Genomic DNA, 14,902 nt, shown 5'->3' on the forward strand with positions numbered 1-14,902 from the left:
CCAACCGCAACCTTGCGTCCTCCCGACGCTGGCGCCGACCTCACGAGGTCGGCGCTCCTCTAAACTCGCACCCAAAAGATTGCCATGCTCGACGCTGCACCTAAATCGACCGAACACCTGCGCACCCCGGACTGGTACAGGACGGCCACGCGCTGGACCCAGTTGACGCTGGCAGAAGACGATCCGATCCGTTTCGATCCCGCCTTCTGGGTGGACGTGTTCAAACGGACGCAATCCAACGCCACCTGCATCAGCGCGGGCGGTTATGTGGCCTACTATCCGAGCAAGGTCCCGCTACACTATGTCAGCAAGTTCATCGGCGAGACTGACCCGTTCGGATCGTTGGTCGATGGGGCACGTGAGCTGAATATGCACGTCATGGCACGCGTCGACCCTCACGCCATCCATCAGGATGCGGCTGATGCCCATCCCGAATGGGTCATGGTCGATCGGGATGGCAACCGCGTCCGGCATTGGGCCTTTCCCGATGTTTGGGTCACCTGCGCCTATTCGGACTACAACTTCAAGTTCATGCCCGAAGTGCTGCGCGAGATTACGGCGAATTACGATATCGACGCCATTTTCGCCAATCGCTGGCAAGGCCACGGGGTATGCTACTGCGATGCCTGCCGCACCGACTTCAGGGCTGCGTCCGGGCATGAATTGCCATTGACCAATAGTCTCGATGACCCGGCCTGGCTGGCTTGGGGTGCATGGCGCCGCAGCAAGCTCAGCCGGCTCGTGGTTGAATGGGACGAGGCGATGAAGGCCATCAAGCCCCATACCAGCTTCATTCCGAACATGGGTTCGGTTTCGTTGATGGAATTCGACCTGCCGATAATCGAAAAATATTGTCCGTTCCTCTGCGTGGACGATCAGGGCAGACAGGGGACCGAGCCGGTCTGGATGAGCGGCCGGAACGGCAAGCGCATGCGCGCCACCTTCCGCGATCGTCCGGCCATACTGATTACCTCGATCGGTCCCGAAGAGGCTTATCGCTGGAAGGACGCGGTGACGCTGGGCCCAGAAATCCAGGCCTGGATCGATAGCGGAACAACTCAGGGTCTGTTGCCATGGTTCACCAAGTTCAACGGCGTGGTTCCCGACACCCGGTGGGTAGAACCAGTCGCCGACAGTTTTGCCTTGCACGCCCGGCTCGAACCGGAATTGGCCAGCACCACTCCTGTCGCCGAAGTGGCCATTCTCGACCCCACCACCACGTTAAGGCACTACGATCATACATCGCGTCGTGAAGCCGAAGCCCACGATCTGGGTTTCTATCAGGCGTTGATCGAGGCGCGGTTGCCTTTCGAAATGCTATCCGATGCTGCAATGACGCCGGATCGGATGGACCAGTACAAAGTTCTGATCCTGGCCAATTCGACCTGTCTATCGGAAGAGCAGGCGGAGGCGATCAAGGCGTATGTTTCACGCGGCGGGTCGCTGGTTGTGGCGCATGAGACGGGAACGCGGACGCCGACCAATGAGCCGCGGAAGGACCCGCTGCTGGCCGATCTGCTCGGATACACCGTCAATCGTCCCGTGCGCGGACCGGTCAAGAACACCTATGTAGCACTCAATGGCGATCATCCGATCACCAGAGGTTTTGATGGCGCTGCCCGGATTATGGGCGGAACGCGGCTGATTGGCGTCGACGCCGCGCCAGACGCCGATCAACCCTTCCTGTATGTCCCCGATTTCCCCGATCTGCCGATGGAAGAGGTCTATCCGCGCCAGGAGCCGCAAGGCGCCGCCGTCGTTGCGCGCGAGCACGCAAGCGGCGGACGCACGGTCTACATACCCTGGAATATCGGGGCTATTTTCTATGAAGTCCTGGCAGGCGATCACGCTCGGCTCATCGCCAACAGCGTCCACTGGGCGCTTGGCAAGAGGCCGGATGTCGAACTCGAAGGTAAAGGCGTAGTCGACTTGTCGGTTCGCGAAGGCGAGGGGACAACGCTGGTTCTGGTCAATAACCTCACCAACCCGATGATGATGAAAGGACCGATCCGCGAGGTCTTTCCCATTGGGCCGCTGACCCTCTCGGTAGCAGTGCCGCCGGGCCGCAAGCTGCTCCGGGCCTATCGTGCCGGCAATGGGGAAGAGCTGGAATTCACTCTTGCCGAGGGCCGCGTTCGTGTCAGCATCGGGCAATTGTCGAGCCTGGATGCGATTCAGTTCGTCTGGCGCTGACGCGAGCGGAGGAGACGCTCATGGTTCGCTACATCATCAAACGGGTCCTCTACATGATCCCGACATTGTTCGGGCTGTCGTTGATCGCGTTCATGATCATCCAGTTGCCGCCAGGCGACTATGTGACCTCCATGATCGCCTCAATGCAGGATTCAGGGGCCAATGTTGATCCCCGCCAGGTTGAGCGGCTGCGCGAAATCTACGGATTTAACGACCCGATCTGGGTGCAGTACTTCAAATGGATAAGCGGTATCCTGCTGCGCGGCGATTTTGGTTACTCCTTCGAATGGAATCGGCCGGTCGCCGAACTGATCTGGGAGCGCATGGGATCGACGCTGGCAATTTCAATTGCGTCTTTGCTCTTCGTCTGGGCGGTAGCACTGCCGATCGGTATCTATTCAGCCGTGCGCCGCCACACCATCGGCGACTACGTCTTCACCCTTATTGGCTTCATCGGACTAGCGGTACCCAACTTCATTCTGGCTTTGACGCTGATGTATTTCAGCTACCGCTACTTCGGGCAGAGCGTAGGCGGGCTGTTCTCGCCCGAATATGTCGATGCGCCCTGGAGTTGGGGCAAGTTTGTGGACCTGCTGGGTCATTTGTGGATACCGATCATCGTCATCGGCACCTCGGGAACGGCCGCTTTGATCCGTGTACTGCGCGCCAATCTATCGGACGAATTGCACAAACCCTACGTGATTACCGCCAAGGCAAAAGGATTGCCCGGCTATAAGGTGGTTCTGAAGTACCCGGTGCGCATCGCGCTGAACCCCTTCGTTTCCGCCATTGGCTGGATCCTGCCGGAACTGATTTCGGGCGTCACCATCACTGCCATCGTCCTCAACCTGCCGACCGCCGGACCGCTGCTGCTGCGCTCGCTCATCAGCCAGGACATGTATCTGGCAGGAAGTTTCATACTGCTCATGGGTGTGCTCACACTGATCGGCATGCTGGTTTCCGATCTGCTGCTCGCCCTTCTCGATCCTCGAATCCGGTTTACGTGATGACAGTCCACACCTTCATCGACGAAGAGCCCGATACCGGGCCATCGACAACGCCGCTCAAGCCCAGCAAGGCGACGAGCGATATGGGGGATGCCAATCAGTGGACGCTGATCTGGTACAAGTTCTCCCGCAACAAGCTGGCGGTTGTCTCTGGATTCGTCATTCTGTTTTTCTGTTTTATTGGGCTGTTTGCCGAAGTGCTGGCGCCGTCCGCGCCGGATGTTTCGCGGCCGCAGTTCACCAATGCGCCGCCACAAAGTCTGGGACTGTTCGTGACGGATGCGGACGGCTCCAGCCGCTTCCAGCTTCATGTCACAGGTTACACCATGGAGGTCGATCCTGCCTCCCTGCGCCGCAGCTACGTCGTTGACCCCGAACAGATTGTGCCGGTCGGACTGTTCGTTCAGGGCGCACCTTACAAAATGTGGGGGCTGTTCGACGCCAACATCCACCTGCTCGGACCGACCGATCCGGGTGAAACCATGTATCTGCTCGGCACCGACAGACTCGGGCGCGATCTGCTGAGCCGACTGATCCACGGCACGCGCATCTCCATGTCTATCGGCCTGGTGGGGGTCAGCATAAGCCTTGTGCTCGGCGTGGTCCTTGGCTCGCTGTCCGGCTTCTATGGCGGGGTGGTCGACACCCTGATCCAGCGCGTCATCGAGGTCATCTCCTCCATGCCCACCATCCCCCTCTGGCTCGGCCTGGCGGCGGCCATTCCGCTCACCTGGTCGCCATTGATGGTCTATTTCATCATTACGCTGATCGTGTCCTTGTTTGGCTGGACGGGTTTGGCGCGAGAGGTGCGTGGCAGGTTTTTCGCGTTGCGCGGAGAAGACTTTGTCACGGCCGCCAAGCTTGACGGATCGAGCGAGCGGCGTGTGATCTTCCGCCACATCCTTCCATCACTCACCAGCCATATCCTTGCTGTCGTGACGTTGGCGCTGCCAACCATGATCGTGGCCGAAACCGCACTGAGTTTCCTTGGCATTGGTCTCAAGGCGCCGATCGTCTCCTGGGGTGTATTGCTACAGGAGGCCCAAAACGTGCGCACCATCGCCAATGCGTCCTGGCAGCTCGTCTGGCCTGCGGCCGCGGTTGTCGTGACCGTGTTAGCCTACAACTTCCTTGGTGACGGTCTCCGCGATGCCGCCGACCCCTATGAGTCCTGATCCATGCTGACCAGTCCGGAAATGACCGCCAGAACCACTGATCTCGACCAGGATGTTGTCCTTGAGGTCCAGGATCTCAGTCTCGACTTCCGCTTGCGCACCGAAGTCTTGCACGCCGCCCGCAATGTCAACCTCAAGCTGCGCCGGGGCCAGACACTGTGCCTGGTCGGCGAGAGCGGCTCGGGCAAGAGCGTTACCGCCCGCGCGCTCATGCATATTATCGACCGCAATGGCGCCATTGCCGGTGGCCGCATCCTGCTCAAGGACCAGAAGGGCGGCATCGATATCGCCACGCTCGATGAGCGCGGCAAAGAGCTGCTCTCGATCCGTGGCGGCCGCATAGGACTGATCTTTCAGGAACCGATGAGCTCGCTGTCACCGGTTCACACCATTGGCAGCCAGATCATCGAGGCGGTTCGGCTGCACAGCAAGATGAACAAGTCCGAGGCGCGCGAGCGCACCATCGACTTGCTGCGGCAGGTGGAAATCCCAAATCCCGACAAGATGGTGGACCGCTACACGTTCGAGTTTTCCGGCGGCATGCGTCAGCGTGCCATGATCGCGATGGCTCTTGCTTCTGACCCTGACATTCTGATCGCCGACGAACCGACGACCGCGCTCGATGTCACGACGCAGGCTGAAATACTCGACCTCATCAAGAGGCTGCAGGAAAGCCGCGGCATGGCCATGCTGCTGATCACCCATGACATGGGGGTGGTCGCCGAGGTCGCGGATGAAGTGGCGGTCATGCATTTCGGGCGCATTGTCGAGTTCGGCAGTGTCGATGAGATTTTCTACACGCCCAAGCACGCCTATACCCAGCGCCTGCTGGACTCGACCGTAAAGCTGGAACAGAACCGCCGCGCGGCGACGCGAGTGGAAACGCCTGTGGGCCAAGAGATTATCCTTTCTGCTCGCAATTTGACCAAGGTGTATGGCGCGACAAAGGGCTGGCTGGGAGGCAACAGTTTCGCACTCAAGGCGGTCGATGATGTGAGCTTTGACCTTCATGCCGGAGAAAATCTGGGCGTTGTGGGCGAAAGCGGCTCGGGCAAGACCACATTGGGCCGCATGCTGCTGCGCACCGTTGAGCCTACCTCTGGCAAAGTCACCTTCTTTGGGCAGGAAGCCCCGGTGGACGTCACTAGCCTCAGCAAGCGGGGCCTGCGCGATTTCCATCGCCAGGTTCGGCTCGTTTTTCAGGACCCTTTCGCTTCGCTCAATCCGCGCATGACGGTTCGCGACATTGTCGGGGACCCCCTTCTTGTGGCCGGTGGGCTGAGCGGCAAGGCGCTGGACGACCGGGTGGCCGAACTGCTCGAGCTTGTCGGCCTGGACCCCGCAATGCGCGAGCGCTATCCGCACGCCTTCTCTGGCGGCCAACGGCAACGTATCGGCATAGCCCGGGCGCTGGCGCTGGATCCACGGATTATCATTGCCGATGAAGCCACGGCGGCGCTCGACGTCTCGATCCGCGCGCAAATTCTGGACCTGCTGCTGTCCATTCAGAAGCGGCTGGATCTTAGCTTCATTTTCATCTCCCACGACATTTCGGTCGTTCGTTATTTCTGTGACCGGGTCGCGGTGATGCATCGCGGCAAACTGGTTGAGCTGGGAACGGCCGAACAGATCTGTACCGCACCGCGTGAGGCCTACACCAAGAGCCTGATCTCGGCGGTGCCCAACCCTGATCCGCGCAACAAGCGGATGATGCATCGCACCCGGTTCCGTGCCTAGAAGGATTATCTCGTGCCAAGATTTGCTGCCAATCTATCGTTCTTGTACCAGGAAGTTCCCCTGATCGAACGCATCGCCAAAGCTGCCGCAGACGGCTTCGGAGCGGTCGAATATGTCTCGCCATACGAACTGGACAAGCACGAAATCGCGGCCGCACTAGGCCAGGCTGGTGTCAGCCAGGCGCTGTTCAACCTTCCTGCCGGGGATTGGGCTGCGGGTGAGCGTGGCATTGCCTGCCTCCCTGATCGCATCGAAGAATTCCGGGCCGGGCTGGACAAAGCCGTGAGCTATGCCCAGACGCTGACTTGCCCGACGGTCAATTGCCTGGCAGGGCTCGCTCCTGAGGGCGCGGATGCAGCACTGCTTGACCGGACGTTGGCGGATAATCTTGCTTATGCGGCACCGCGTCTCGCCGATGCAGGCATCGCGCTGGTTTTTGAACCGATCAATCGCCGCGACATGCCGCGTTATCATGTGTCCACGACCAATCATGCTGAGGCAATCATGGCCATGGCCGGCGTGGATAACCTCAAGATTCAGTATGATTTCTACCACATGCAGATTTCGCAGGGCGATCTGATCCCCACATTCGAGCGCCTGTTTGACTGCATCGGCCATGTGCAGATCGCTGACAACCCGGGCCGCAACGAGCCGGGCACAGGGGAGATCAATTATGCCTTCGTTTTCGCCGAACTCGATCGGCTGGGATATGCCGGCTGGGTGGGCTGCGAATACAAGCCGGCTACAACCACAAGCGCTGGCCTGGGCTGGATGGCTCCCTATCGGAAGGAGGGGTGACCGATGAAGATCGGTTTTATCGGACTGGGCGTCATGGGACGCCCTATGGCAGGGCACTTGCTGGCCGCTGGCCACGAATTGTTCGTGCATCGCGTCAAATCCGCGTCCCAGCACCTGATCGATGCCGGCGCAACAGCCAAGGAAAGCCCGCGGGCGGTGGCAGAAGCCGCCGAGGTGGTTATCCTTATGGTGCCAGACACGCCGGATGTCGAAGCGGTGCTGTTCGGCCCTGATGGCGTGGCCGAGGGGCTGTCGGCCGGAGCGCTGGTGATCGATATGAGTTCGATCTCCCCAGTGGCCACCAAGGACTTTGCGGCCAAGCTGGCGGAGCAGGGCATCGACTATCTCGATGCGCCGGTTTCCGGTGGTGAAGTCGGTGCCAAGAATGCAGCGCTCACCATCATGGTGGGTGGCGAAGAGACGGTGTTCGAAAAGGCGCTGCCGCTCTTCCAACTCATGGGCAAGAATATCAATCGGGTGGGCGGCGTCGGCGACGGACAGACCGCCAAGGTAGCCAACCAGATCATCGTCGGCTTGACCATCGCGGCGGTAGGCGAAGCGCTGACGTTCGCCAAGAAAGCGGGTGCCGACCCTTCCAAGGTACGTGACGCCCTGATGGGCGGCTTTGCGGCCTCGCGTATCCTCGAAGTGCATGGCGAGCGCATGATCAACCGGACATTCGATCCCGGCTTCCGCATCCGCCTGCATCGCAAGGACCTTGCTCTGGCGCTCGATGCGGCCAAGGCGCTGGAATTGGCACTGCCCAATACTGCCGCGACCGCTCAACTAATGAATGCCGCGCTCGCGCTGGGTGACGGCGACAAGGATCATTCCGGGCTCATCCGCACACTGGAGGCACTGGCCGGCACCGCGGACTGAACCATTCACATCAACGGAGCCTTTATCGACGCCCCCGGCGCCGAGCGGCACCCTATTGCCTGGAGACAATTTATCATGCCACTCGACAAGCTTCCTCAAACGCCATTCGGCGCCGTCTATTTCCGCAAGTCCAACCCGCCGCGCGAAGATTGGGACAGGGACTATGGGGTGGCCTCGGAGGACGGCCTCAATGTCTTCCGCCACTGGTTCATGTGGTCGGCGATCGAACGCAAGCCAGGTCAGTATGACTGGGAAGACTATGATCGTCAGATGGATCTGGCGGCCGAGAACGGCATCAAGACAATTATCGCGGAGTTGACCCATACGGTCCCGGACTGGGCCTATCGCAAGTTCGCCCATGCCAGACAGATCCGGGCAGACGGGCGTCCGCTGGAGGCCTCGATGGGGGTCAGCGCCGCGGTTGGAGGGTTTGCGCACAATGGCGGCGGGGCAGGGTCGCTAACCATGAACTGCCCAGAGGTCAAAGAAGCGGCCGGCGCATTCCTGACGGCAATGGCGACCCGATACAAGGGGCACCCCGGCCTCCTGGGTTACGATGTCTGGAATGAGGTCAACTACTCGGCCGATGTCGACTTTTCAGATTACATGCAGGCCGATTTCCGCCTGTGGCTGAAGGAAAAATACGGTGATCTCGAGTCCCTTGCGCAGGCCTGGTATCGCTACTCCTATGCCGATTGGGACGACATCGAGGCGCCACGGGAGGTGGCCGCCTACCCCCAAAACCTGGATTGGCTCGAATTCAAGCGGGACAACTATTACGGCCAGATGCAATGGCGCATTGATACGATACGGGCAGTCGACCAGGATTGCCTGATCGCGGCGCACGGTGTCGGCGGGGCCATCCCCAATATGGCGTCCAATGGTTCGGATGATTGGCTCGCCGCGTCCAAGGTTGAGCTTTATGGGCTCACTTGGGTTCCGGGCCGCCGTGGCTTCAAGCCTTGGCAGAACTTCTTCGGTCCCGATCTGACCCGCGCGGCGGCGCGGGGAAAGAAATGGTGGCACGCCGAGCGTCCCGGCGGTCCGTTATGGATGCAGCCACAGGTACTGGGCCGGGACAAGGAGGATGGGCGGATCATGGAGCCGGAAGACATTCGGCTGTTGACCATGACCTCCTTTGCCGCCGGGGCAAGCGGGGTGCTCAATCTGCGCTATCGCCCCTTGTTGGACGGTCCATTGTTCGGCGCGTTTGGGTCCTATGGCATGGATGGAAGCCGCACAAAACGCTCCGACATGGCGAGCGCCATCGCCAAGTGGTCCAACGCGCCGGAGCAGCAGGAACTGTTTTCAGCCCGGCCGGTCAAGGGAGACATTGGGCTTCTCGTGATACCGGAGGCGCAGGCCTGGGATTATCTGCTCAATCACAAGCACTGTCCTGAAACCTATCGCCAGGCGATGTGGGGCGCCTATCGCGGTTTCTTCGACAACGGTGTGCAGGCGGACTGGGTGCATATCGACGATATTTCGGGCTACGAGGTACTCTACGCGCCCTATCCGATAAGCATGACCAGCCAGACGGCCAAGGCCCTCACTGATTGGGTGGCGGCGGGTGGCACGCTGATTTCGGAGGCGACACCAGGCTATTTCGGCGACCGCGGCAAGGTTGGTACTGTCCAGCCCAACAACGGCTTGGACAGCGTATTCGGCGCGCGGGAGGCCGAAGTCGAGTTCATGCCTGACATCGCTGACAGGATCTTGTTCAGTTTCTCTGGGCAGACGGTGCGCGGTGGAGGGTTCCTGCAATCTTACGAGCCGACGACCGGCAGTATCGTGGGAAATTTCATTGATGGGCGCGCTGCCCTTGTCGAAAACAGCTTTGAATCCGGCCGAAGCTTGCTGGTCGGTACACATCCGGGTGTCGCCTATTTCAACAGGAGCGAAGCGGGTAATCTGGCCTATTTTGCAGAAGTGCTGCGGTGGGCGGGGCGCTCGCAGCGGGTGAGGCTGTCGGATAATCGGGTTCAGGCCCGACTTCATGAGGGCGCTAATGGTCGGCGCGTTCTCTGGCTGCTCAATCCGACGCGGCAGGCCCTTCCGGTTACAGTCTCGGTCGATGGCAAGCCAGTTTCGCCGGGCAAGATCTACTGGGGCGAAGCTGTCTCCGGTGGTCAAGTGCACCTGCCGGCGCGCGACTGTGTGATTGCTGATATATAACCTAACAAATGCCGAAGGTTATGTTGCGTTATGATGGGAGGGCGTCTATCAGCAGCTAGTTATTCAGGAGAGCCGCATTGGCACGTGTCACACTCGCTACGATCGCGAAGCAGACTGGTCTTTCCAAGTTCGCCGTCTCCAGAGCGCTTTCGGGAAAGAGCGGCGTCAGCGAAGAGACGCGTGCCATTGTCCAGCAGGCCGCAGCCGATCTCGGCTACCTGCGCCCATCGAGCATACAGACGCCCAATCTTATGGGCATCGTCTTCCACGACGCGGACCTAGTGAATTCGGAATTGCACCTGCTGATACAGACCGGGTTTCAGGCCGAAGCGCAGCGCCGTGGCTATCAGGCGCGCATGATCTGGACACATCTGATCGACGAGATCGAGGCATTTGCCCTCAATTGTGCAGGCGTCGCCATGGTCGGGCCGCACACCCGCGAAAGCATGTACAAGGTGAAGGGGTTGGGCATCCCTCTTGTGCGCAACGGCTGGATTGAGCCGCTCGAGACCTTCGACATGGTGCATGGCACAGACCATGAAGCGGGTGCGGCGGTAGGGAAATATCTCTACGATCTTGGCCACCGCCGGATCGCATACGTCCATGGTGCGCCGCGCTATCGAGGACGCCGGGAACGGTATTACGGACTGCGGGAGGTTTTGGAAGATTGTCCGGACGTCGAATTGCGGCAGATGACGTTCGATGCAGACTACCACTTCATTGATCGCCTGCGTGAAATACAGGCCGACGGCTTTGAACCCACGGCATATTTCTGTGCGCATGACGGCCTGGCTCTGACTGCGATGTCGCAGTTGATGCATTTGGGCTACCGTATCCCGCAGGATGTGACCGTCATTGGCTTTGGCGACTTCTCCGCCGCTATGCAGATCACCCCAAACCTGACGACTGTGAAGACCCTCGGGCAGGAAATAGGTGCGGGGCTGGTGCGGGTCCTCGATGACAGGGCGCACGGCCGCATCAATCCTGCCGTTCCGCTACGCGTCATGGTTACGGGACATTTGGTGGAGCGCAAATCATCTGGGCCGGCGCCAGTCGGATGATCATGCGCCAACCTCGTTGGCGACGCTGCTCAACTGCACCACGAGCGCCAAGCGCCGGTGGCACGGCCTGCCGATCAAAACGGCTTCCGCGACCGCAGGTTAGGGCATACGCGCTGACGCCAGCGGCTCACGATCCCGGTTCGTAAACGGCGACGACAGTCAGCAATTCTTTGGTCAGGTTTCTTCGAGCGACAATTGCCCGCTAACGATAAACCGGAATCGTCCGCGACCGCACTTGTCAATCGCGATGCCGGCGTCGCGCTCGCTCAAGCGACGTTGTAGCAAGACAAGTCGCGCCTCGAGATTGTCGACGAACTCCGGCAGGCGTAACGCCGGGTCGAGGCGCAGTTCACGGTTGGAAAAGTCGACACGGCCGGTTTCGGCATGCTCGCTGGCCAGCTTCCAGAGAATGGCGCCGGCGACGCCCTTGATGAGGTAGGTGTCGCCCACAAAGACAGTGCTGTCGACATGATAATATCTCAGGCGGATCTCCCGGCCCGATGCCGTCGCGTCGGGAGCTGGCCCATTGACCCGCTCGCCGAAGTCGTCACGCTGCATCAGGCATATCTTTGCCGAGAGCAACTGGCTTAGGAGCGTCAACGCATCCTCATCGTCATAGCCGAATTGGTTTGGCTCGGGGCTTTCGGCAAAGAGCACTCCTACCGTAGTGTCCCGATTGAGGATGGGTATGGCGATCTGGCTCTGCGGAGCATCAAGACCTGGGTAGGAAATGGCGGTGGTCCGTTGCCATTCCAGTCCAGCAGCGCGTGCTGTGTCGAAAACGGCGGTGCCGTAGGAATATTCCGAGGACATGTGACCGATGCGAATCGGCACGCGCTGCGCAGCGGCAACGCCTATCACGCCATCGCCAAGGCCCACCTCCGAGCCGATGCCCGAAAAGGGGTAGCCGCGGGACGCAATTGTATAGAGGCGCTGGTTGGTGTGGTCGAGCATGAGCAACATTGAATGCTCGATGCCGCAGTATTGCTGCAGACCTGCCAGCAGCGTGTCAAACATTTCGCCCATCTCGCCGGTGCGGGCCAATTGCTCGCCAATGCGGCGCACGGCCAAGAGCTGGTTGTGGGCGACAGGCCGAGCGAGAACGACGCTTGCAACAGGCGCGATTTCCCGGACGCGAAAGACATCAGACCCGAGAAGGCGGAACACGCCCTGCATACCGCTGTGGGACGCGATTCCCGCGAGCTTGGCCTTCATCATCTCGAACAGCCCACCGCTGGTCTGTGTCTCGAGATATTCGAGGGTCAGGCGATATTGCTCGTTCGTGTCGGGATCGACGACAACAACGCTGGCGCGGCCGGTGGCGAGCAGGTTGCGGCGGGTCTTGTTGAAGAACTGGTAGGAGAGAGCGACCCGCTCGGGATCAACGTACTGAACGTGCGAGATCAGCGAAACATTCGGGGTGCCCTCCAGATCCGTGGTGGCCAGAACGGAGGGAACGATGCCCTCAAGGCAATTGCGGATCTCGGGCAATCTGGGCGTCTTCATGCCTTCAACTCCGCACCGGCTCCCGGTCCCGGCGTCTGCACAAAGGCGCTTGTGGGATCGAAGTCGATGGCTACCAGATCGTCAGGGTCGACCGCGCAAAAAGCTGCAGTGAAGCGCGCAGTATAGTCGACATCCCGCAGTTCCTCACCAAGACCCGCCATCTGGTCCACACCGGCCTGCCGTTCGTCGGCGGTCGGCTCGGCAAGCCTGGTGTTGATGCCCTTGAGCTGAATGGAGCGATGTGTCCGCGGACGGCTGAACGTAGCCGCTATCGGCGCGCTTGCGGCCGCGGCGTCAAGCAGTTCGAAGTTGGCAGCGCGCAGCAGGACGAGCCGGACACAGCCATCCTCCAGCACGCGGCACCCGCAGGCGGTCCCCGCGATTGGCAAGCCGGTCTGGTCGGTAACGGCCACGACAATACTGATCCCGCTTTCGCAGAACTCAACCAATTCGGTCGTCAGCAAAGTATTCGCCCCGCTCCGGTTGAGGCGCGCGAGTTCGGCATCAGGCGTATCAGGATGAAGGGCGCGTGGCATGACCGGACATACCGATAATAACGTGGCGTCACGGCCCGGAAGCGGGGCCGCGTCAGCTTCTTTTAGCATTCTTTTATGGATTCTTGCAGCGACATTTAGCGGGCATCAGTCCGGTGACCGGAGTATCTACCGCCCGTCACCGACGCCTCGGCTTCGAGCGCCAGCGATCAATATCCAACTCCGATCTACTGGAAGACAAGACAATGAAAAAGCGCCTCATTTCGGCGCGCGCTGGCGCTTGTCCTGCGTGTGCCCTCGACATCGGTTTGTGTCTCCGCCGTGGCGTGTGCCGCGGTGAACGAAAGCCTCGAGCCGAGACCCCGGTCCACCGGCGCCAGAGCCACATCCGTGCCTAGCCGATGCTTTGCGTCAGACCCCTCCGCAAGATCAGATTCAACAAGATCAGGAACAATATAGATGGATGATATCCTTCGCCCCGTACTGGACAATGGAAAGTCCCTGTCCTTCCAGTCACTATTTTCTCAGATCAAGGGAAACATCATTCGGCCCGAACATGCCGAATACGACCAGGCGCGTGCCCTTGCGCACAATAACTGGGACCACAAGCCGGCCCTAATCGTCCGCGTGGCCGATGCGCAAGACGTTGCGACGACGCTCAATTTCGCGCGCGCGAACCAGATCGAGATCGCGATCCGCAGCGGTGGCCATTCCACCTGCGGCCACGGCTCGTGTTCGAGCGGCATCGTTATCGACCTGCGCGATCTCAGGACGTTGTCCTATGCTGAGGACAAGAGCTGGGTGTGGGCCGATGCCGGCCTCACCGCCGGGGAAGTAACTCTGGCTGTCGAGCAGCACAAAATGATCGTCGGCTTTGGCGATGCGGCATCGGTCGGCATTGGCGGGCTAACGCTGGGCGGGGGCATCGGCTACCTGGTGCGCAAGCACGGCCTCACCATCGACTCTGTTCTCGCCATCGAAGTGGTCACGGCAGCTGGTGAGATTCTCATCGCCGACGAGGTCAATCATCCAGACCTGTTCTGGGCTTTGCGCGGTGGGGGCGGCAATTTCGGCGTGGTCACGCGTTTCAAGTACCGCCTCAACCCGTTGCCCGAGTTCGTCGGCGGACCGCTGGTCCTGCCGGCAACGGCGGAAGTCCTGGCGGGCTTCGCTGCGGCCGCGGATGCAGCGCCGGACGAGCTTTCGACCATCGCCATGGTCATGCCGGCGCCCCCAATGCCGTTCCTGCCCCAGGAAGTCATCGGCCAGACGGTGGTGATCGGCATGATGGCCTATTCCGGCCTGGCGAGCCAGTCCGATGCGGTGCTGGCGCCGTTCCGAGCACTCGCGACCCCGATTGCCGATCTGGTCGGTCCGGTGCCCTACAGCGCCATGTATATGCCTGAAGATCCGGCGCTGAGCCAATCGGTCTCGATCCGGACAACCTTCATGGATGGGGTCGACATCGACCAGGCGCAGACCATGCTGGACTTGCTTGAACAGGGTGAGGCACCAGTGCGCATGGTGCAGGTGCGCGTTCTGGGCGGAGCGGCTACCCGCGTTCCGGCAGAAGCGACGGCCTTTGGGCACCGCGATAGCCGGGTCATGACCGTATTTATAGCGATTGATCGGACCGAGGCGATCGAGCGAAATAATGATTGGGTCGAGAAGTGCCTGGGGGCGTTCGCAGCGGTCAAAAGAGGTGCCTATGTGAACTTCCTCGCCGACGAAGGCGCCGAACGTATCCGGGACGCCTATCCGGAAGCCACCTGGAGCCGTCTGCAGCAGGTCAAGCGCCGGTATGACCCCCACAACATGTTCCACCGCAACCAGAACGTTGCACCCTCGGCTTAGGCGGAGCAAGGCGCCGGAGTAAC

General features: G+C 60.5%; 11 protein-coding genes. 9 read left to right on the plus strand and 2 right to left on the minus strand.

All coding sequences use genetic code 11. The features are described 5' to 3' along the window. The first annotated feature begins 84 nt into the window (after window positions 1-84). The 8 genes from ACE4RL_RS09475 (at window position 85) to ACE4RL_RS09510 (ending at window position 11,025) form a co-directional block, all read left to right on the plus strand. Window positions 85-2,193, plus strand: coding sequence for a family 10 glycosylhydrolase (locus ACE4RL_RS09475; protein WP_375596954.1), 2,109 nt, complete (start codon window positions 85-87; stop codon window positions 2,191-2,193). Window positions 2,194-2,213: 20 nt separating this feature from the next. Next, window positions 2,214-3,200 carry an ABC transporter permease gene (locus tag ACE4RL_RS09480; protein WP_375596955.1) on the plus strand — a complete coding sequence of 329 codons (987 nt, stop codon included), beginning with the start codon at window positions 2,214-2,216 and terminating at the stop codon, window positions 3,198-3,200. Beyond that, complete coding sequence (locus tag ACE4RL_RS09485) at window positions 3,200-4,375, plus strand: ABC transporter permease (RefSeq protein WP_375596956.1); 1,176 nt, start codon at window positions 3,200-3,202, stop codon at window positions 4,373-4,375. Before ACE4RL_RS09480 ends, ACE4RL_RS09485 begins: the two co-directional genes overlap by 1 nt. Before the next feature lie 3 nt (window positions 4,376-4,378). Beyond that, the gene (locus ACE4RL_RS09490) at window positions 4,379-6,112 is read left to right on the plus strand and encodes an ABC transporter ATP-binding protein (protein ID WP_375596957.1); all 1,734 of its coding nucleotides are present in this window, start codon (window positions 4,379-4,381) and stop codon (window positions 6,110-6,112) included. Between the two features lie 12 nt (window positions 6,113-6,124). Further along, complete coding sequence (gene hyi / locus ACE4RL_RS09495) at window positions 6,125-6,910, plus strand: hydroxypyruvate isomerase (protein WP_375596958.1); 786 nt, start codon at window positions 6,125-6,127, stop codon at window positions 6,908-6,910. A gap of 3 nt (window positions 6,911-6,913) precedes the next feature. Then, a complete protein-coding gene (locus ACE4RL_RS09500; RefSeq protein WP_375596959.1) occupies window positions 6,914-7,789 on the plus strand; it encodes a 2-hydroxy-3-oxopropionate reductase in 876 nt (291 codons plus the stop codon). 75 nt (window positions 7,790-7,864) lie between these two features. Then, window positions 7,865-9,964, plus strand: coding sequence for a beta-galactosidase (locus ACE4RL_RS09505; protein WP_375596960.1), 2,100 nt, complete (start codon window positions 7,865-7,867; stop codon window positions 9,962-9,964). 77 nt (window positions 9,965-10,041) lie between these two features. Next, window positions 10,042-11,025 carry a LacI family DNA-binding transcriptional regulator gene (locus ACE4RL_RS09510; RefSeq protein WP_375596961.1) on the plus strand — a complete coding sequence of 328 codons (984 nt, stop codon included), beginning with the start codon at window positions 10,042-10,044 and terminating at the stop codon, window positions 11,023-11,025. Between the two features lie 174 nt (window positions 11,026-11,199). Here ACE4RL_RS09510 and ACE4RL_RS09515 read toward each other — a convergent pair whose 3' ends face one another. Together ACE4RL_RS09515 and ACE4RL_RS09520 are read right to left on the minus strand one after the other, a co-directional pair. After that, window positions 11,200-12,531 (minus strand): GAF domain-containing protein, encoded by a 1,332-nt coding sequence (locus ACE4RL_RS09515; protein ID WP_375596962.1) that lies wholly within the window; start codon window positions 12,529-12,531, stop codon window positions 11,200-11,202. Next, window positions 12,528-13,067, minus strand: coding sequence for a hypothetical protein (locus ACE4RL_RS09520; protein ID WP_375596963.1), 540 nt, complete (start codon window positions 13,065-13,067; stop codon window positions 12,528-12,530). The genes ACE4RL_RS09515 and ACE4RL_RS09520 overlap by 4 nt, the downstream gene beginning before the upstream one ends. 417 nt (window positions 13,068-13,484) lie before the next feature. On the opposite strand from ACE4RL_RS09520, the gene ACE4RL_RS09525 reads away from it, so the two are divergent. Further along, window positions 13,485-14,879 carry an FAD-binding oxidoreductase gene (locus ACE4RL_RS09525; protein WP_375596964.1) on the plus strand — a complete coding sequence of 465 codons (1,395 nt, stop codon included), beginning with the start codon at window positions 13,485-13,487 and terminating at the stop codon, window positions 14,877-14,879. The last annotated feature ends 23 nt before the right edge of the window (window positions 14,880-14,902 follow it).

It is taken from the genome of Devosia polycyclovorans (genome assembly GCF_042181575.1).
GTDB lineage: Bacteria > Pseudomonadota > Alphaproteobacteria > Rhizobiales > Devosiaceae > Devosia > Devosia polycyclovorans.

Excerpts from the sequence above, each read along its gene's own strand:
- ACE4RL_RS09475 (WP_375596954.1), top strand. The coding sequence starts at position 85 with ATGCTCGACGCTGCACCTAAATCGACCGAACACCTGCGCACCCCGGAC.
- ACE4RL_RS09480 (WP_375596955.1), top strand. The coding sequence starts at position 2,214 with ATGGTTCGCTACATCATCAAACGGGTCCTCTACATGATCCCGACATTG.
- ACE4RL_RS09485 (WP_375596956.1), top strand. The coding sequence starts at position 3,200 with ATGACAGTCCACACCTTCATCGACGAAGAGCCCGATACCGGGCCATCG.
- ACE4RL_RS09490 (WP_375596957.1), top strand. The coding sequence starts at position 4,379 with ATGCTGACCAGTCCGGAAATGACCGCCAGAACCACTGATCTCGACCAG.
- ACE4RL_RS09500 (WP_375596959.1), top strand. The coding sequence starts at position 6,914 with ATGAAGATCGGTTTTATCGGACTGGGCGTCATGGGACGCCCTATGGCA.
- ACE4RL_RS09505 (WP_375596960.1), top strand. The coding sequence starts at position 7,865 with ATGCCACTCGACAAGCTTCCTCAAACGCCATTCGGCGCCGTCTATTTC.
- ACE4RL_RS09515 (WP_375596962.1), bottom strand. The coding sequence starts at position 12,531 with ATGAAGACGCCCAGATTGCCCGAGATCCGCAATTGCCTTGAGGGCATC.
- ACE4RL_RS09520 (WP_375596963.1), bottom strand. The coding sequence starts at position 13,067 with ATGCCACGCGCCCTTCATCCTGATACGCCTGATGCCGAACTCGCGCGC.
- ACE4RL_RS09525 (WP_375596964.1), top strand. The coding sequence starts at position 13,485 with ATGGATGATATCCTTCGCCCCGTACTGGACAATGGAAAGTCCCTGTCC.